Annotated in this window: 18 protein-coding genes; 14 read left to right on the top strand and 4 right to left on the bottom strand. The window is 64.2% G+C overall.

The window, feature by feature from the left end; all coding sequences use genetic code 11:
- On the bottom strand, positions 1 to 2,979 hold the full coding sequence (locus LG373_RS06780; RefSeq protein WP_225749362.1) for an insulinase family protein: 2,979 nt from the start codon (positions 2,977 to 2,979) through the stop codon (positions 1 to 3).
- 265 nt (positions 2,980 to 3,244) lie between these two features.
- Positions 3,245 to 3,496 carry a hypothetical protein gene (locus tag LG373_RS06775; protein WP_216529870.1) on the bottom strand — a complete coding sequence of 84 codons (252 nt, stop codon included), beginning with the start codon at positions 3,494 to 3,496 and terminating at the stop codon, positions 3,245 to 3,247.
- On the opposite strand from LG373_RS06775, the gene LG373_RS06770 reads away from it, so the two are divergent.
- The 9 genes from LG373_RS06770 (at position 3,495) to LG373_RS06730 (ending at position 11,042) form a co-directional block, all read left to right on the top strand.
- On the top strand, positions 3,495 to 4,877 hold the full coding sequence (locus LG373_RS06770; protein WP_225749361.1) for a TrpB-like pyridoxal phosphate-dependent enzyme: 1,383 nt from the start codon (positions 3,495 to 3,497) through the stop codon (positions 4,875 to 4,877). The genes LG373_RS06775 and LG373_RS06770 overlap by 2 nt on opposite strands.
- Positions 4,878 to 4,922: 45 nt before the next feature.
- A complete protein-coding gene (locus LG373_RS06765; protein WP_216529872.1) occupies positions 4,923 to 5,609 on the top strand; it encodes an ATP-binding cassette domain-containing protein in 687 nt (228 codons plus the stop codon).
- Positions 5,606 to 6,409, top strand: a complete 804-nt coding sequence (gene fetB / locus LG373_RS06760) for an iron export ABC transporter permease subunit FetB (protein WP_225749360.1) — start codon at positions 5,606 to 5,608, stop codon at positions 6,407 to 6,409. Before LG373_RS06765 ends, fetB begins: the two co-directional genes overlap by 4 nt.
- 26 nt (positions 6,410 to 6,435) lie before the next feature.
- Positions 6,436 to 6,801, top strand: a complete 366-nt coding sequence (locus LG373_RS06755) for an SURF2 Surfeit locus protein 2 (protein WP_216529873.1) — start codon at positions 6,436 to 6,438, stop codon at positions 6,799 to 6,801.
- Between the two features lie 34 nt (positions 6,802 to 6,835).
- Complete coding sequence (locus LG373_RS06750) at positions 6,836 to 7,984, top strand: histone-lysine N-methyltransferase (RefSeq protein WP_216529874.1); 1,149 nt, start codon at positions 6,836 to 6,838, stop codon at positions 7,982 to 7,984.
- A 138-nt stretch (positions 7,985 to 8,122) separates the two neighbouring features.
- The gene (locus tag LG373_RS06745; protein WP_216529875.1) at positions 8,123 to 8,752 is read left to right on the top strand and encodes a DAK2 domain-containing protein; all 630 of its coding nucleotides are present in this window, start codon (positions 8,123 to 8,125) and stop codon (positions 8,750 to 8,752) included.
- Positions 8,753 to 8,825: 73 nt separating this feature from the next.
- Positions 8,826 to 9,824 carry a dihydroxyacetone kinase subunit DhaK gene (locus tag LG373_RS06740; RefSeq protein ID WP_114567446.1) on the top strand — a complete coding sequence of 333 codons (999 nt, stop codon included), beginning with the start codon at positions 8,826 to 8,828 and terminating at the stop codon, positions 9,822 to 9,824.
- An 8-nt stretch (positions 9,825 to 9,832) separates the two neighbouring features.
- Positions 9,833 to 10,684 (top strand): class II fructose-bisphosphate aldolase, encoded by an 852-nt coding sequence (locus LG373_RS06735; RefSeq protein ID WP_216529876.1) that lies wholly within the window; start codon positions 9,833 to 9,835, stop codon positions 10,682 to 10,684.
- 34 nt (positions 10,685 to 10,718) lie between these two features.
- Positions 10,719 to 11,042: a VOC family protein gene (locus tag LG373_RS06730; RefSeq protein ID WP_114567444.1), complete on the top strand. Its 324-nt coding sequence runs from the start codon at positions 10,719 to 10,721 to the stop codon at positions 11,040 to 11,042.
- A 90-nt stretch (positions 11,043 to 11,132) separates the two neighbouring features.
- Here the strand turns inward: LG373_RS06730 and LG373_RS06725 are convergent, their stop codons facing one another.
- Entirely contained in the window at positions 11,133 to 11,546 is a 414-nt protein-coding gene (locus LG373_RS06725; protein WP_216529877.1) for a YbaN family protein, read from the bottom strand.
- Between the two features lie 432 nt (positions 11,547 to 11,978).
- Between LG373_RS06725 and infC the strand changes: the two genes are divergently transcribed.
- From infC to rplT, 3 genes are read left to right on the top strand one after another with little or no spacing between them, the layout of a single operon-like run.
- Complete coding sequence (gene infC, locus LG373_RS06720; protein WP_181792600.1) at positions 11,979 to 12,569, top strand: translation initiation factor IF-3; 591 nt, start codon at positions 11,979 to 11,981, stop codon at positions 12,567 to 12,569.
- Positions 12,562 to 12,759: a 50S ribosomal protein L35 gene (gene rpmI, locus LG373_RS06715; protein ID WP_114567441.1), complete on the top strand. Its 198-nt coding sequence runs from the start codon at positions 12,562 to 12,564 to the stop codon at positions 12,757 to 12,759. Before infC ends, rpmI begins: the two co-directional genes overlap by 8 nt.
- Positions 12,760 to 12,782: 23 nt before the next feature.
- The gene (gene rplT, locus LG373_RS06710) at positions 12,783 to 13,136 is read left to right on the top strand and encodes a 50S ribosomal protein L20 (protein ID WP_114567440.1); all 354 of its coding nucleotides are present in this window, start codon (positions 12,783 to 12,785) and stop codon (positions 13,134 to 13,136) included.
- A gap of 266 nt (positions 13,137 to 13,402) precedes the next feature.
- Here the strand turns inward: rplT and LG373_RS06705 are convergent, their stop codons facing one another.
- Positions 13,403 to 13,741, bottom strand: a complete 339-nt coding sequence (locus LG373_RS06705) for a NifB/NifX family molybdenum-iron cluster-binding protein (protein ID WP_225749359.1) — start codon at positions 13,739 to 13,741, stop codon at positions 13,403 to 13,405.
- A gap of 111 nt (positions 13,742 to 13,852) precedes the next feature.
- Here LG373_RS06705 and LG373_RS06700 point away from each other — a divergent pair, with 111 nt between their 5' ends.
- Positions 13,853 to 16,816 carry an FAD-dependent oxidoreductase gene (locus tag LG373_RS06700; RefSeq protein ID WP_225749358.1) on the top strand — a complete coding sequence of 988 codons (2,964 nt, stop codon included), beginning with the start codon at positions 13,853 to 13,855 and terminating at the stop codon, positions 16,814 to 16,816.
- On the top strand, positions 16,816 to 17,187 hold the full coding sequence (locus LG373_RS06695; protein WP_114567437.1) for a DUF1667 domain-containing protein: 372 nt from the start codon (positions 16,816 to 16,818) through the stop codon (positions 17,185 to 17,187). Before LG373_RS06700 ends, LG373_RS06695 begins: the two co-directional genes overlap by 1 nt.
- Positions 17,188 to 17,238 lie beyond the last annotated feature (51 nt).

Here is a 17,238-nt window from a genome sequence, read left to right as displayed (position 1 = left end):
CTATTCGTTCAGCAGGTCGATTACCTGAAATCCCGCAGAGGATCCTTCCAGAAGGTCTTTATTGCCGAAGGCGCAGAAAGCTCCGGCTTCGGCAGCGTGGGCCACGGTCCCAGCCAGCTCGCGCACGGCGCGCGCATCGGACGAGATCATCTGATCGCGCGTTTCGCGACGGGTTTGCGGCGTTCTGCTGGCAATCCAGTCGCCGTCTTGACGGCGCACGAGCTGACGCGTTTTGAGCGGCGTGTCGAACCCGGCCACCGTGCTCACCACGTAGCCCTCCATTTCGTCGTCGGTCGGCTCGAACGCGGCCAGCCATGCGGAGGCTCCTGCGAAGCGCTCGAGCGTTTCGTCGAGGTGCGGGTCGCGATAGGAGTAGAACCGCAGGTTTCCGGTGCGCGCCGCCTGAAAGCCCGCGCCGTACGCACCGCCCTTGACGCGCACCTCGTTCCACAGGTAGTCGAACGAAAGCGCTTTCGCAGCTACCTGCCAGGCTCCCGTGTAGCTTGCGCCGAACGAGCGTCGATCGAATCCGAGCGCTGCATAGCACACGTCGGTGGGCACGATGAACGCCTCGTTGCGCACGACGGGATCGGGAACCTGCAGCCGTTCGTCCTGCGCGCCCCCCACGCGCCCGAGCGCGGCGCCGCAATCCCAGAAGCGGCGGTAGTCGTCTTCGTCTCCCGTGAAGCTGACCAAGCATCCGTCGTCGACGAACAGGCGTGCCGCAAGATCGCCCAAGCGCTGCGAAAGGTCGTGCGCGCGCTCGTCGTAGGAGGCCAGCAGGTCTTTCAAGAAACGGTAGAACTCCACGCCGCCAAGCTGCTCGCGCACGACGCCGGCGGGCAGGTAGTACGATGCCAGCCGAGCCATGGCGCTGGCGTGGCCTGCGGAGGCGAAGCCCTGCTCCATGGCGATGCGGCGCTGCTGCAGCACGTCTTTGATCTTGCCCGTGTCGGAGAAGTCGGTCGTCAGCAGGATTTCGCGCGGAAGGGCAGCCAGGTGCTCCACGTTCTCGGACAGCGAGCTTGCGCTTACCACGAACATCGGGCGGATTGCGCGCGGGTCGTGCTCGTCCTCGTAGATTTCCGAGAAGAAGGACAGGTTGCCCAGCTTGCCGTTCGTGAGCGTGTCCAGCTGCGATGCGGTGCGGGTTGCCGTGTCCAGCTTTCCCAGCACCATGCTCAGGACGGTCACGTAGGGAAGGTCCTCGAAGCGCACGCCCTTGAGGTCGAAGTAGCGGTAGGCGTAGGCGATGCCGTGCGCGGCGGCGCGGTGGCGAAGGCACGGGACGGGCGCGCCTTCCTCCAGGCCGTAGGCCGGCTCGTCTGGCGCGGCCCCGATGTCGGACACGGACAAGCGCGGCAAGGTGGCCAGCGCCTCCGGGGAGTCGGGCTCTTCCTGCAGGCGGCGAAGCTCCGCTTCCTCATCGGCTACGCGGGCGAAGTCCTCGGGCTCCATGCGCGCGGCGACGTTTGCCAGGCGCTCGGCCTCGCAGGCGTCCTCGTCCTCGTCGACGGGCACGATCTCCACTTCGGCTCGGTGGTTGTTGGCCAGGAACACGTCGCGGATGAGCTGCTCGAAATAGCCTTCGTTCAGGGCGGTCCGCAAAAACGCGAAATCGTCCTCGTATCGCAGGTACGACGTTGCCAGCTCGTCGTCGTAGAGCCAGCCGGCCAGCGCGGCCATGGACAGCGCCACGCCGTCGGCCATGCCGAAGTCGCGCTCGCGCATGACGAATTCGGCGCGCGAGAGCGAGGCTTCCACCAGGTTTCGATCCAAGCCCCCGTCAGCCAGCGACTGCAACGCGCCTTCCGCAACGGCCCTGAAGCGCGCGGGGGCGTCGTCCGCCAGCCCCTTGAGCTGGATCACGGCGAAGGGCTGCAGCAGCGAATCGGCGAAGAACGCCTGCACGTCGTCGGCCAGGCCCGCGTCGAGCAGCGCGCGCTTCAGCGGGGCTTCGTTGCTGCCGGCGATGGCGTCGATGAGGATGTCCACGGCCACCATGCGCGTGCGGTCCCTGACGTTGCCGATCACGTATCCAAGTCCCATGCATGCGTTTTCGGGCGCGGTCGCCATCGTGCGGCGTATGCCGAGCGCTTCCACGGGCGCCTGTTCGCGCAGTTCGTGCGGTTCGAGCGGCGCATCGCCGGCCGAAAGGCGCGCCTCGTCGCGGGCGGCTTCCTCGTCGGCGACGGGGGAGAGATAGCGCTCGTCCAAAAACGCCAGCATGGCCTCGAGGTCGAGGTTGCCGTACAACGTGAGGTAGCTGTTGCTCAGACGGTAGTGGCGGGCATGCTCGTCGAGGAACTGCTCGTAAGTCAGGTCGGGAATGGCGCGCGGCGTGCCGCCCGACTCGAAGCGATAGGCCGTGTCGGGGAAGAGCGCCGCTTGCAGCTCGTCGTAAAGCACCGAGTTCGGATCGGACAGCGCGCCTTTCATCTCGTTGTACACCACGCCGTTGAGCGCAAGCTCGGGCGCGCCGTCGACGGGGTCGGTCGCTTCGCCGTTTCGATCCGCGCCGCCGGCAAGCTCGTAGTGCCAGCCCTCCTGTTCGAAGATGGCGCGCTTGCGGTAGATCATCGGATGCAGCACCGCGTCCAAGTACACGTCGGCCAGGTTCAGAAGATCCTGGTCGTTCGTGCTGGCTACGGGGTACAGGGTCTTGTCGGGGAAGGTCATGGCGTTCAGGAACGTCTGCATGCTGCTTTTCAGCAGGTTGACGAACGGCTCCTTCACGGGGAATTTCTCGGATCCGCACAGCACCGAGTGCTCCAGAATGTGGAACACGCCCGTGTCGTCGGCGGGCGGGGTCTTGAACGCGATGGAGAACGACTTGTTGGCGTCCTCGTTTTTCAGGTACAGCAGCTTCGCGCCGCTCTTTTCATGCACGAGCGTGTAGGCGTCGCCGTCTAGTTCCGGCAGCGGTTCGCACGTGCGCACGGTGAAGCCGTGCAGCTTCTGGTCTTTGGCAAGGTCCATGGCTCGTTTCCGCCTTTCGTTGAAGGTTTCCTCCCATTGTCGCACAACGCTTCGCGCGCGTTCGGCTTGCGCGGCGCGTTCACCGCTTTCGCAAATTGTCGTGCCCGCCGCCGTCCGAGCGGCCCCCCTGCGCTGCCCGACGAGCCGTCCGCTGCTCCTTTCGCCGTGCGCGCCGCGCGTTTCGCCTTGCTGCGCCAGCCGGCGATTGCCCCCTTCACAAACCGCGCCGGGAGGGTTAGACTTGCCGCGTACCCGGAACGTCCTATCACGAAAGGCGTCTTTTGACCACGACCGCTTGCAACGCGCTTCTTGCCACCGTCGCTTCTGCGACGGCGTTCGCTTGCGCATGGTGGTGGAACGGAAGAAATCGATCCCGGGTCTCATAGGCTTCTGTTCTCGCATACCAGTCATCAGAAGAGCCCTCGGAGATCCGGGGGCTCTTTTTTGCGCGTCCAGCAAGCATCAGTTTTCCCTGCAGCGTTTGAGCAGGAACCCATTCCAGGAAAGGAACCAGCATGACCGAGCAAGCCCCTTACCGCCTGTACCTGCGCGAAGACCAGATCCCGACCCAATGGTACAACCTGCGGGCCGACATGCCGGAAAAGCCCGAGCCTTTGCGCCTGCCCGACGGTCGCGTGGCCGAAGCCGCCGACCTGGCGCCCGTGTTCTGCGACGAGCTGGTGCGCCAAGAGCTTGACGACGCCACGCCTTGCTTCGACATTCCCGATCCCGTTCGGGAGATGTACCGCATCTACCGGCCTTCGCCGCTGTGCCGCGCCTACAACCTGGAGCGCGCGTTGGGCACGCCCGCGAAGATCTACTACAAGTTCGAGGGCAACAACACGTCGGGCTCGCACAAGCTGAACTCCGCCATCGCGCAGGCGTACTACGCGAAGGCTCAGGACCTCGACGGGATCACCACCGAAACGGGCGCGGGGCAGTGGGGCACGGCGCTTGCGGAGGCCTCGGCGCATTTCGGCCTGAACCTCGACGTGTTCATGGTGAAGTGCTCCTACGAGCAGAAGCCGTTTCGCCGCAACATCATGGAGACGTTCGGCGCGAACGTGACGCCCTCTCCTTCCGACACCACCGAAATCGGCCGCAGGATGCTCTCCGAGCGCCCTGATTCGTCCGGCTCGCTGGGCACCGCCATTTCCGAGGCGGTGGAGCGCGCGCTCAACATTCCGCAGAACAAGGGCCGCTACACTTTGGGAAGCGTGCTCAACCAGGTTGCGCTGCACCAATCCGTCATCGGGCTGGAAAGCTACGCTGCGCTTCAAGAGCTGGGGGAGTACCCGGACGTGGTCGTCGGCTGTGCGGGCGGCGGGTCGAACCTGGCCGGGCTGATCGCGCCGTTCATGCGCGACAAGCTGCGCGGAAGCAGGCCCGATACGCGTTTCGTGGCCGTAGAGCCTGCAAGCTGCCCCAGCTTGACGCGCGGGCGCTTCGCCTACGACTTCGCCGACACGGGCCGCACCTGCCCGATGGCGAAGATGTACACGCTTGGAAACGGATTCCTCCCCAGCCCCGACCACGCCGGCGGGCTGCGCTATCACGGTATGAGCCCCATCGTGTCGAAGCTCAAGCACGACGGCTTTTTGGATGCGGTCGCCGTGAAGCAGACCGACGTGTTCGCCGCTGCCGTGGAGTTCGCGCGGCTTGAGACCATCCTGCCCGCGCCCGAGAGCGCGCACGCCATCTACCAGGCCATGGAGGAAGCGAAGGCGTGCAGGGAGGCGAACGAGGAGAAGACCATCCTGTTCTGCTTAACCGGAACCGGCTACTTCGATATGAAGGCGTACGACGCTTACAACAAGGGCGTGCTGGGCGATTACGAGCCCACCGACGAGGAGCTGGCCGTCGGCTTCGCCAGCATACCGCGCATCGAGGGGCTGTAGCGCGCGCCGTGGCGCTGGCGGCCGCTCGATGGTACCATGGTCGGCATGACTCTTTTTCATGCCGACCATATCTCGGTCTCCCATGTTCGCGACGGGCGGGCCGTGCCGCTGTTCCACGATGCGTGCTTGCGCTTGGAAGGCGGGCTCATCTACGACTTGACGGGCGCTTCCGGGTCGGGCAAGTCCACGCTTTTGCGCGCGTGCGCGCTCATGATCGCCCGAGACGCCGGCAGCCTGTACTTGCAGGGGCGGTCTTCGGACGGGTTCGGGCCGCAGGAATGGCGGCGGCAGGTGTGCCTCGTGCCGCAGCAACCCGCTCTTGTTGCGGGGACGGTGCGGGACAACCTCGTGCTGCCGTGGCGCCTCAAGGTGAACGCCGCGTCCCAGCCTCCGAGCGACGGCGAGCTTGCTCGCTTGCTGTGCCTTGCCGGCCTTGAAGAGGTGGAGCTTTCGCGGGACGCGTCGCGCTTGTCGGGCGGGCAGCAGGCGCGCGTGGCCTTGCTGCGCTCGTTCGCCACGAAGCCGAAGGTCTTTCTGCTCGACGAGGTGGACGCGGCGCTCGATTCCGCTTCCTCGCAGGCGATCAGTCGTTTGACAAGGGATTACGTCGGCTCCGATGCAACGTGCTTGCGCATCCGGCATCGGTCGGCCGACGGGTACGCTGCGGGAACCTATACGCTTGAGGACGGCGCGCTGTCCTACGTTGCGGCGGGAAGCGGGGGTCGTTCGTGAGCGGCGTGGTGGATATCGGGTACGTGGAGCTGTTCGCCGCGAGCGCGCTCATGCTGGTGGCGGGCCTGGTGTCGTGGAAGCTCGAGCTGGGGCAGACGCGGCGCATCGCCGTTTCCGCCGCGCGCATGTTCGCGCAGCTTCTGGCGGCGGGATTCGTGCTCATGTACCTGTTCGAGCACCAGACCTGGTGGCTCGTCCTCTTGGCGCTGGCCGTGATGGTGACGGCGGCCACGCAGATTGCAACCTCGCGCGTGAAAAGCTCGGTGCCGGGGCTTCGCGCGGCGGTGTTCGCGTCGCTGTTCTCGTCGTCGATCGCCGTGGGCTTCGTGGTGGTGGAAGGGGTCATGCACGCCGATCCTTGGTACAACGCGCGGCAGCTCATTCCCATTGCGGGCATGATCATCGGAAACGCGATGTCGGCCATCGCGGTTGCCATCGACCGGCTGTTCGCGGACATGGATTCGCGCTCCAACGAGATGTTCGCGCTCGTGGCGCTTGGCGCTACGCCGAAAGAAGCGGCGTTCCCGTCGATCAAGGCCGCTATCGGCGCGGGCATGACGCCGGTGCTGGCCACCATGTCGGCCGCCGGGATCGTTGCCATCCCCGGCATGATGTCGGGCCAGCTTTTGGCGGGAGCCGATCCTCTGGCGGCGGCGAAATACCAGATCGTGGTCATGCTCATGCTGTCGGCGGCCAATACGGTGGCCATCGTTTCGGCCTGCTTTCTCACGTATCGCAAGCGTTTCGCGCCCGATGGATATTATTTGGACAAGGGAATACGTCCCGATAATCCTCTATAATCTTGCTGACGTGAAAGGACGGCTCCGTGGCTTCTGGCGATACCAAATTCTCCCATATCACCGTTAACGCTGACGACGATGACGATTTCGTGATCCAAGCGGGCCTTCGCCCGTCCGCGCCTGCCCCCGAGCCCGCCCAAACGGACGGCGCGGTGCCGTCCGAGCCCTCTTTCGACGCGCCCTCTTCGACCGAGGACGAGCGGGAGGCGTCGGCGGCCGACGACGCGAGGCCTTCGAGCGCAGGCTCGAAGAGTTCGAAGAAGGGCTACCGCGAGACGACCGCGGAAGACCTTGAGGTCGAACCGATGTCCGCGATGCAGAAGATCATCATCGCGGTGGCGCTTCTGGCCATCGTCGGCTTCATTGCGTACTATGTACTCTTTATGCGCTAGCGAATGCGCCTGCGCCCAGTAGGAAGGTGCTTCGATGCCCAAACACGCTGCAAACGAACCCAACGGCACTTCGAGCCACAAAGACGATTTCGCCTCCGATGAGCGGATCGGCCTGACCGAGGCGTTCTCCCCGGTGAGCGCGGCGGTCGATCCTACAGAGGACCGCTCTGACGAAGAGGGGCGAATCGGCCTGACCGAGGCGTTCGCTCCCGTGGCTGACGGCGCCCACGCAGGCGGCTTCAGCTACCGCGGGGACAACGCCGACGAATACCCCGACGCCTTCGAGAGCCTTGAGCCCGTGGAGGCGCCTCCCTTGCTGTTCGGGGACGATCCCGTTGCGGTCCAGCCCGAACCGGCCAAGGGCAAGCACGGCAAGAAGGAGAAGCCCTTCGTTCCGCCCCATCAGCGCAAGTCCCGTCGCATGCGCAAGATTCTCATCGCCATTGTCATCCTGCTGATCCTGCTCATGGGCGCGCTGTGCTTTTTCGTGTGGCAGTGGTTCGAAGAGAGCAGGCTGGTGGCCGCTCAGCAAGCTCAAGAGCAGCAAAGCGCCCAGGAAGTCGGCGCTATGCAGCAAAGCCAGAGCGAAACCAAGGACGCCAGCACCACCGTGGCGAAGAAGACGCAGGTCCCCTCGCTCACGTCGCTGCTTGGCATGACGAAGGACGAGGCCGTGACGGCGCTCAAGCGCGGCGCGACCGAAACCAGCTCCAAGGAGGTCAACGAGGAGGGCAACCCCGTCAAGACCAACGTAACGGTGGCGCTTACCGACGAGCCTGCCGATACGCGTTCGGGCACGCCTACGGTGTACCTGGGCCTGAACGAAGAGGGCAAGGTCATTCAAGCCGGCTACTCGGCGGCCACCGCATCGCTTGGCTACGGCTCGCTGAGCTTCGTCGATGCTGTGAAAAACGAGCACATTGTAGAGAAAACGCTGCAGGAGGCCGGCGTGAGCGTGCCGGAGGGTTCCGTGGAGCTGCCGTCCGACAAGTCGACGTACTCCGAGTACGCCAGCGACGGCACGACGCTCGTGAAGGAAACGTGCTCCTTCTCGGGCACCGTGGAGTTCGGCGGCGCGCCCCATCAGTGGTCGAGCGTTCTTCTGTACAACTACTCGACGGCGAACACCTCGGGCAACTTGGCCGACACCATCCGCATCATCTACGTGTACGTCAACGCGTAAGAACTCGCCCTGCGACGACAGGGACGGACTCTGCGAAAACGCCGCCGCTTCGAGGCGGCGTTTCTCGTTCTCTCATTGATTTCGTCTACGCTTACCGTTAGAGTTAGGGCAATCGACTTTCATCGGGAAAGGGGTCCTATGATCGATCGCGACGCGTTTGGGCGCATGCTGGACGAAAGCGCCCGCTTGCTGCTGGAGAACGCCGAGGTGCTAAGCGACATCGATTCCAAATTCGGCGACGGGGATCACGGCATCACCATCACCAAGATAGCCAAGCTCGTCCAAGAGCAGGTTGCGGGGTGGGATCCCGACCAGTCGATCAAAGACTTCCTCGATGATCTGGGCATGGCCGCCATGGCGGTGCGCGGGGGATCGGCCGGCCCGCTTTACGGCACGATGATCGGCGGCTTGGGCGTCCATCTTGCCGACGACGAGAGCGCTATCGATGCGGATGCGGCGCGCCGGATGTTCGCCGGCTGCTTGGCCGAGATGCAGGATATCACGAATGCCCAGGTGGGGGACAAGACCATGATGGACGCGCTCATTCCTGCGGTCGAGGCGTCGCAGACGTGCGCTTCGGACGATCCGGCTGCGGTGTTCGCTGCGGCGGCCGAGGCGGCCGAGGCCGGCGCGAAGGCGAGCGAGGGCTTCGCTTCCAAATTCGGTCGCGCGCGCAGTTACGGTGATCAGACTATCGGCACGCCCGACGCGGGCGCCGTCTCAACTTCGTTGTTCTTGCGCGGTCTCGCCGGGGGCGTGTCGCACTGATTCAGGAATCGGGCCTGCTGCCGAGCGCAGCGGGCCTTTCTTTTCCATCGTCCATCTTGCAAGGAGGAGCACTATGAGCATGAAGAAGTTCATCAACGACCCCGAGGATCTTACCGCGGAACTGCTCGAAGGCCTGGCCTTGGCCAATTCCGACATCCTCGAACTGGGCGAGGATAACATGGTTATCAACAAGAAGCTGGCCGAAGCGGACCGCGTGACCATCGTCACGCAGGGCGGAAGCGGACACGAGCCGGCTATCGAGGGCTTCGTGGGCGAGGGCATGGTCGACATCGACGTGGTGGGCGACATCTTCGCCGCGCCCGGCCCGCAGGCGTGCGTCGACGCCATCAAGCTGGCCGACAAGGGCAAGGGCGTGCTCTACATCGTGCTCAACCATGCGGGCGACATGCTGACGGGCAACATGACCATGAAGCAGTGCAAGAAGCAGGGCTTGAACGTGGTGAAGGTGGTCACGCAGGAAGACATCGCCAACGCCCCGCGCGAAAACGGCGACGATCGCCGCGGCCTGGTGGGATGCATCCCCACGTACAAGATCGCAGGAGCCGCAGCCGCCGAGGGCATGAGCTTGGAAGAGGTGGCCGCCGTCGCGCAGCGCTTCGCCGACAACATGGCCACGCTGGCGGTGGCCGTGCGCGGTGCCACCCATCCTCAGACGGGAACGCTGCTTGCCGAGCTCGAGGACGACGAGATGGAAATCGGCATGGGCCAGCACGGCGAGGAAGGCGGCGGCCGTCAGCCGATGAAGTCCGCCGACGAAACCGCGGCCATCATGGTGAACGCGCTGGTAAACGACATCGGCATCAAGCCGGGCGAGCGCGTCATGCTGATCATCAACGGCTCGGGCGCTACGACGCTCATGGAGCAGCTTATCGTGTACCGCGCCGCGGTCAAGGAGCTGGCGAAGCAGGATATCGAGGTGGTCGCGAACTTCGTCGGCGAGATGCTGACCGTTCAGGAGCAGGCCGGCTTCCAGATGTTCATGGCCCGCATGGACGACGAGCTGCTGCGTCTATGGAACGCCCCCTGCAACACGCCGTACCTCAAGAAGTAGGGGCCGGTATGCTCACTTCCATGAGTGCCGTCCTTGATTGGGCGGAGGAGCGCGGTTGCGCGGCGGCGGCGTTCGACACGCCGAACCTCGAGCTTTTGCTGGCGGCCATCTCGGCTGCCGAGGCCCGCAACGAGCCGGTCATCATCCAGCACGCTCAACTGCACGAGCACGAGACGTCCATCGACGTGATCGGGCCCGTTATGGTTGCGCGCGCCAAGGCCGCGCGGGTGCCCGTGTGCGTCATGCTTGATCACGGCGAAGACCTCGACTATGTGAAACGTGCGCTCGATCTGGGATTTTCTGCCATCATGATCGATGGATCGCAGCTGCCGTACCAGGAAAACGTCGCGCTCACGCGGGCGGCGGTGGAGCTGGCGCGCCGGTACGGGGCCGACGTAGAGGCCGAGATCGGGTTCACCACGGGCCACGAAGGGCTTGAAGACGCCGACGACGACCGCGAGAACGTGTACACCGATCCTGCGCAGGCCGCCCGCTTCGTGGCCGATACGGGCATCGATGCGCTGGCTGCCAGCGTAGGCACCGTGCACGGCTTCTACCAGGCTGATCCGCAGCTTGACCTCGATCGCATAGCCGAGCTCAAGCGCGTCTGCGGCGTCCCGCTTGTCATGCACGGCGGCAGCGGGCTTTCGCGCGAGGACACGCGCGCGGCCATTGCGGCCGGCATTCGCAAGATCAACTATTTCAGCTACATGAGCAATGCGGGCGTGCGTGCCGTGGAGGCGCTCATCGCCGAATCGCACCCCAAGTACTTCCATGCATTGGCCAATGCGGCAACGAAGGCCATGCAAGCCGATGCCGAGGCCGCCATGGACATGTTCTCCATGGCTCCGTCGGCCTGACGCTGCGAACGACCCGAGACGAGAGGAAACCAGGATGACTGCAACCTATATGCACATCGGCATTCCCATCACGGAGAAGAAGCCGAACATGACCTACAACGAGGACATGAAGTTCTGGGTGTCCAACGTGGACGATTACGACATGAAGATCGAGTACCTGAAGTTCGAGGAGGGCACGCCTTTCCCCGAAGAGCTGCACCGTCGCTGGCACGTTGCTTACGCGGTGGACGATCTGGACCGCTACGTCGAGCAGGCCGATCGTGCTATCTGCGGGCCTATGGATGCGGGTCCGGGGGTTCGCCTTGCGTTTGTCGAGATGGACGGCGCCGTCATCGAGCTGTACGAAGATAAGAACTAGCGTCGAGCCCGGTCCTCGCAGCAGCGAAGACCGGGCTTTTCTTTTTTGGAGAGGGGCGCGAAAAGGAGCGCGCTGCCCGAGCGCGGTTCGCTATTCGGCTTCTTCGGCCTGACGGACGGTTTGCACGCTTTCCAGCGATATGGTGGGAATGCGCACGAACATGAGGTAGACCAGAAATGCCGCCACGCACCCCAAGATGCCCCAGACGAGGGGCTTTTGAACCAGAAGCGCGCTCGCGCCCATAACGACGAACGATACCGTGAGGATGCGGACCTTGGTTGCGGCCGGTATGCCGCCGGCTTCCTTGAACGCCGCAACATAGGATTTGTAGACCCTCGTCGAAACGATCCACGCATGGCAGCGCGGAGAGGACTTGGCGAACAGGAACGTGGCCAGTAGAAGCAGGGGCGTGGTGGGAAGCACGGGGATGAACACGCCGACGCAACCCAGGATGCAGGCGATCCAGGCTCCGGCGAGCATGAGGATTCGGGTCAAGCGGCTCATGGGTTCCTTCCGTCGAACGATGTGCTCGCCAAAGGGCGGGAGGCTTATTCGGTGCCGCGAGTATAGCAAACATGACGTGCGCCGCATACGGGGTTTTACCCCAGGGGTCCATAACCTCTATGAATCTCCTGGTGTTTTTCGGGCGCTTCTTTTATTCTGTCGGTCGGCCAGGATCTGGGAAATGTGTCGTCCCGAACGAAGAAGGGAAGACGCAAAAAAAGTTGCAAGTCGCATATTGTATTTGGCTTGCGCTGTGCTATTATATACAGGCTGTTTACACAAGCGAGGGGAAACCCTCCACCTGTTTCGGCGCTTCGGCAGCTGACGGGTCGCTCGAATATTCGGCTTCACAGCCTGATCGAAAAGCGAAACCCGCAAGCTCTCGGAGCTGCGGGTTTTTTATTGACGCGCGAAAGCGCGCTAGAAAGGGAGGTGAGCGCGATAGCTGCTCAGGAGCCTCGGCTCAACGAACAAATCAACGTGCGCGAGTGCCGGTTGATCGGGTTCGACGGGACGCAGATGGGTATTTACGTCACATCTGAGGCCCAGCGAATCGCCGATAACGAGGGCCTTGACCTGGTCGAGATCGCCCCGAACGCCGACCCGCCCGTGTGCCGCATCATGGATTACGGCAAGTTCAAGTACGACCAGGCCATCAAGGCGAAGCAGGCTCGCAAGAACCAGAGCAAGATCGAGACCAAGGAAATGAAGTTCCGCCCGAAGATCGACGTGGGCGACTACACCACGAAGAAGAAGCACGTTCTGCGCTTCCTCGACGGCGGCAACAAGGTCAAGATCACCATCATGTTCCGCGGCCGCGAAATGGCGCACCCGGAGCAGGGCCTCACCATCCTGGAGCGGCTGGCCGACGATCTGAAGGACGTAGCGGTCATCGAGACCCAGCCTAAGATGGAAGGCCGCAACATGCACATGCTCATCGCCCCGTTGCCTGCAGCGACGTTGGCGAAGAAAAAGAAAGAGAACGAGAAGAAAGAAGAAGGGAAGGACGAAGGCAATGCCTAAGATGAAGACCCATCGCGGCACCGCGAAGCGTTTCCGCGTTACCGGCTCCGGCAAGATCATGCGCTCCAAGGCTTTCAAGAGCCACATCATGACGAAGAAGAGCCAGAAGCGTAAGCGTAATTTCCGTCATGAGACCGAAGTGGCCAAGGCCGATAACAAGGTTATCGCGCGTAATCTCGGCCTTCGCTAGTCTAAAAGGAGCAGTGATACAACATGCCTCGTGTTAAGCGCGCAGTCAGCGCCCACAAGAAGCGTCGTACCGTCCTTAATCGTGCCAAGGGCTATTACGGTGCAAAGTCCCGTTCTTATCGTGCCGCGAAGGAACAGGTGCAGCATTCGCTGCAGTACATGTACCGCGACCGTCGCAACAAGAAGCGCGAGATCCGTCGTCTGTGGATCACCCGCATCAACGCGGCCGCTCGCCTGAACGGCCTGAGCTACTCGGTGCTGATGAACGGCCTCAAGAAGGCTGGCGTGCAGCTGGACCGCAAGGTGCTTTCCGATATGGCCATCAACGATCCCGAGGCGTTTGCCGCCGTGGTCGAGGTTGCCAAGAAGGCCCTGTAGCTTTTAGTTGCGCCGACCTACCGGTCGGCGCAACGGCTTAATGCTGAGAAGCCCCCGATCGCTCGGGGGCTTCTTGTGTTCTAGCGCCGCAACCGATGAGGTGCGCTTGCGCCCTGCACGAACGAAAGGCCCCGGAGCGGGGCCTTTCGTTCGTTTCGAGGATAAAGGGAAACCGTGCGGGTCTTTCCGTTCCCGTGTCGAACAGCATGCCTGAGACGGGGTGCGAAGCTACAACGGAGCCGACCCTTGCGGTCGCCTTGCGCGGTTTACGCCTCTACGACGTCAAGTTCCTCTTCATCGCTTTCGTCCGAGCCGATCAAGGTGCGCGCCAGGTAGACTTCGGCCGCATGGCGCGCGGTACCGCCCCTATTGGGCACCACTTCGATGTCGACGGCGCGCAGCGCTTCCGCGGCTTCGCGCTCGATCGTTCCGGTTATGAGCACCCGGACGTCAAGCTCGTGCAGAAGGGAGGCAAGACGGTTCGGGGGAAAGAGTGGGTTCGGCATGTTCTGACATTCAACGATGACGCCGCGCTCGATTCTGTAGCAGGTGAAGCTGGCACACTTCCCGAACACGGGAGATACCTTCAGACCTTCGCTAGCCACGGCTATGCGCATCTCGTTCCTTTCTTCGATTCGTTGCGCCTACGATACCGTTATTCGCGCAAGCCAAGTTCGCTCTTTCGCCCAACGGGGATAAATAGTAAGCTGAACGACATGGATACTGAATCTTTTCTCACAACGGACGTTGCGATTATCGGTGCGGGCGTGGCGGGCGCTTGCGTGGCGCGCGAGCTTGCTCGCTGGCGGGTTCACGTCACGGTTCTCGAAGCGGGAAACGATGTGGCGTGCGGTGCAACGCGCGCGAATTCGGGGATCGTGCATGCCGGCTACGATCCTGCTCCCGGTACGCTCAAGGCGCGGTTCAATGCACGGGGCTCGCAACTGTTCTCCCGCTGGGCCGATGAATTGGGATTTTCGTATCGTCGGAACGGGTCGATGGTGCTCGCGTTCTCCGACGAGGAGCTGGCCGCGGTGCGTCAGCTGGTCGAGCGGGCTGCCCGAAACGGCATCGAAGGGGTGCGCGAGCTCGATGCGGCTGCCGTGCGGGCGCTCGAGCCCTCCGTCTCGTCGCAGGTTCGCGGCGGCCTGCTTGCCGAAACGGGCGCTATATGCGATCCCTACGAGGTGGCGCTGTTCGCTGCCGAGCAGGCGGCTCTGCATGGCGCTGCCTTTCTGTTCGAGCAGAGCGTGACGGGCCTCGATCGCTTGACCGCTGAGGAGCAAGCAGCGGCGGAGCGCGTTGCCGGGCGGCGCGGGCAGGTGCGCCGAAGCGCTGCTCCGTATCGGTACCGCGTGAGCACCGCTGGCGGGCTGACGATGGCGGCGCGCGCGGTGGTGAACGCTGCCGGCGTGTTCTCCGACGAGATCAACAACATGGTCAGTGCCCGCAAGCTGCGCATCGTGGCGCGACGGGGCGAGTACTGCCTGTACGACACGGACAAGGGGTCCGTGTTCTCGCACACCATGTTCCAGGCGCCGTCGTCGGCGGGGAAGGGCGTGCTCGTAACCCCTACGGTGCACGGCAACTTGCTGGTGGGCCCCAACGCAGTGGACCAGGCCGACAAGACCGACGCGTCGACGACGGCCGAAGGCTTGCGGTTCGTGCTGGACGCCGCGCGCAAGACGTGGCCGGAGGCGAACGGGCGCGGCCTCATCACCAACTTTGCCGGCCTTCGCGCGTCGAACGCCGAAGGGTACGACTTCGTGATCGGCCAGCCCGACGATGCCCCGGGGTTCTTCAACGTGGCCTGCTTCGACTCTCCGGGACTCACGTCGGCGCCTGCCGTGGGAGAGCATATCGCAGGCGAGGTCGCCGCGCTGCTGGACGCCCCGGTCAACGAGTCGTTTCGTGCCCGAAGAGAGGCTTGCAAGGCGTTTGCGAACATGGACGAGGCCGAGCGCGCCGCAGCGGTTGCGCGCGATGCCCGCTGGGGCCATGTGGTGTGCCGATGCTGCCAGGTGACCGAAGCGGAATTGGTTGCGGCCCTGCGGGGGCCGTTGCCCGTTCTGTCGCTCGATGCGCTCAAATGGCGCACGCGCGCCATGATGGGCCGTTGCCACGGCGGGTTCTGCTCGCCCGAGATCGCGAAGATCGTCGCGCGCGAAACGGGCGTGACCCCCGATCACCTGGACAAGCGCCTGCCGGGGTCGCCCGTGGTGGCATCGGCGCGCGCCGACTACGCGAGCGTCGTGCAGGGCTTCGAGGGCAGCGAAGCTGCGAGCGCTGCAAGCGTCGAGCGTGCGCCCGCTATGGCCCGGGAGTGCGACGTCGCCGTAGTGGGCGGCGGCGCGGCCGGCATTGCGGCGGCGCGCGCGGCGGCGGCGCACGGCGCTCGCGTGGTGCTGATCGACCGCGAGGCAAAGCTGGGCGGCATTCTCAAGCAGTGCGTGCACAACGGATTCGGACTGCATCGGTTCGGCGTGGAGCTGACGGGTCCCGAGTACGCCCAGCGCGAGGCCGATCAGCTTGCCTTGCCGAACGCATCCGGCGTTTGCGTGCTGCGAGACGCTACGGCGACGTCGATCGATGCGCCCCAGGAACAAGCCGACGGGCTGTTCTCGGTTCACGTGGTGGGTCCTCGCGGCGCGTATGCGGTCCGTGCTCGGGCCGTGGTTCTGGCAACGGGATCGCGCGAGCGGGGTTTGGGCGCGCTCAACGTGGCAGGGTCGCGTCCGTCCGGCGTGTTCAGCGCGGGCAGCGCTCAGAACTTCATGAACCTGCAAGGGTGCTTGCCGGGAAAACGCGCGGTCATCTTGGGGTCCGGTGACATCGGGCTCATCATGGCGCGACGGTTGGTTTCGCAAGGGGCCGAGGTGGCGGGCGTCTACGAGCTCATGCCCCATCCGTCGGGGCTCCGTCGCAACGTCGTCCAATGCCTGGACGATTTCGGCATACCGCTGTTCCTGAGCCGCACGGTCACGCGCTTGGAGGGCGAAGGCCGGTTGAGCGCCGTGTACGTGTCGGATGTGGATCCCGATACCGTGCAGGTGATTCCCGGTACCGAGCAGCGGGTGGCGTGCGATACGCTGCTTTTGTCGGTGGGGCTGCTTCCCGAAAACGAGCTGGCTCGGACGGCCGGCGTGGAACTGGACGCCGTCACCGGCGGTGCGCGCGTGGACAGCCGGCTGGAAACCAACGTGGCAGGCTTGTTCTCGTGCGGAAACGCGCTGCACGTGCACGATTTGGCGGACCATGCGTCTGCCGAGGGCGACCTTGCCGGCGCTTCCGCTGCGGCTTACGCGCTTGGCGAGGTCGACGCGCGCCGCGAGCGCCGGCGCGCGTCGGTGCCCGTGTTGGCCGCTCAGGGCGTGCGCTACGTGGTTCCCCATGCCGTGGACGCGGCGGGTTCCCCGAGCGGCAACGTGGCGCTTTCTCTGCGGGTTTCGCGCTCCGTTCGCAATCCTCGATTCGTCGTGGAGGGAGTCGATGCGCACGGGCGCGCGCATACGGTCAAGCGAGCGAAGACGATGGTCGCCGTGCCTGCCGAGATGGTCCAGATTCCCGTGAGCGCGGCTGAGCTTGTCCGTTGGGAGAGCGTGCGGGTACGCGTCGAGGGCGCAGGCGACGGGGATCGAGCGCTTTCTGTCCCGTCTATGACCGGGGGAGGTGCCGACTGATGCAGTTCGCGACCGACGTTGCCGTGTTCACGTGCATTCGCTGCCCGCTGGGGTGCCCGGTGGAGGTGTCGTTTGCCGAGGATGGAACCGTGGCCGAGGTGTCCGGTCACACGTGCAAGCGCGGAGCCGAGTACGCGGCGCAGGAGGCCGTCAGCCCCGAGCGGATGGTGACCGCGGTGCTTCCCGTTGCGGGTTGTCTGGAGCCGGTGAGCGTGAAGACCGCGCAACCGGTGCCGAAGGACCGCATGGCCGAGGTTCTGGCCGCGCTTGGCGCGCTGCGACTGGAGGCGCCTGTTTCAGCCGGTGCGGTGCTGATCGAAGATGCTTGCGGTACCGGCGTGGCGGTGATCGCCACGAAAAGCGTGCCGTAACGGCGACGTAAAACGAATTGTCGCCCGAAACGTACGGAATCGAAGGGAAAA

Source organism: Paraeggerthella sp. Marseille-Q4926, assembly GCF_916618935.1.
Taxonomy (GTDB): Bacteria; Actinomycetota; Coriobacteriia; order Coriobacteriales; family Eggerthellaceae; genus Paraeggerthella; species Paraeggerthella hominis.
Note: the sequence above shows the minus strand (reverse complement) of the source record. Positions and strands in the feature narration are given on the sequence as shown.

Excerpts from the sequence above, each read along its gene's own strand:
- LG373_RS06765 (WP_216529872.1), top strand. The coding sequence starts at position 4,923 with ATGACTCTTTTTCATGCCGACCATATCTCGGTCTCCCATGTTCGCGAC.
- rpmI (WP_114567441.1), top strand. The coding sequence starts at position 12,562 with ATGCCTAAGATGAAGACCCATCGCGGCACCGCGAAGCGTTTCCGCGTT.
- LG373_RS06700 (WP_225749358.1), top strand. The coding sequence starts at position 13,853 with ATGGATACTGAATCTTTTCTCACAACGGACGTTGCGATTATCGGTGCG.
- LG373_RS06775 (WP_216529870.1), bottom strand. The coding sequence starts at position 3,496 with ATGCTGGTTCCTTTCCTGGAATGGGTTCCTGCTCAAACGCTGCAGGGA.
- LG373_RS06745 (WP_216529875.1), top strand. The coding sequence starts at position 8,123 with ATGATCGATCGCGACGCGTTTGGGCGCATGCTGGACGAAAGCGCCCGC.
- LG373_RS06695 (WP_114567437.1), top strand. The coding sequence starts at position 16,816 with ATGCAGTTCGCGACCGACGTTGCCGTGTTCACGTGCATTCGCTGCCCG.
- LG373_RS06725 (WP_216529877.1), bottom strand. The coding sequence starts at position 11,546 with ATGAGCCGCTTGACCCGAATCCTCATGCTCGCCGGAGCCTGGATCGCC.
- LG373_RS06780 (WP_225749362.1), bottom strand. The coding sequence starts at position 2,979 with ATGGACCTTGCCAAAGACCAGAAGCTGCACGGCTTCACCGTGCGCACG.
- LG373_RS06740 (WP_114567446.1), top strand. The coding sequence starts at position 8,826 with ATGAGCATGAAGAAGTTCATCAACGACCCCGAGGATCTTACCGCGGAA.
- LG373_RS06770 (WP_225749361.1), top strand. The coding sequence starts at position 3,495 with ATGACCGAGCAAGCCCCTTACCGCCTGTACCTGCGCGAAGACCAGATC.
- LG373_RS06750 (WP_216529874.1), top strand. The coding sequence starts at position 6,836 with ATGCCCAAACACGCTGCAAACGAACCCAACGGCACTTCGAGCCACAAA.
- rplT (WP_114567440.1), top strand. The coding sequence starts at position 12,783 with ATGCCTCGTGTTAAGCGCGCAGTCAGCGCCCACAAGAAGCGTCGTACC.
- LG373_RS06730 (WP_114567444.1), top strand. The coding sequence starts at position 10,719 with ATGACTGCAACCTATATGCACATCGGCATTCCCATCACGGAGAAGAAG.
- LG373_RS06735 (WP_216529876.1), top strand. The coding sequence starts at position 9,833 with ATGCTCACTTCCATGAGTGCCGTCCTTGATTGGGCGGAGGAGCGCGGT.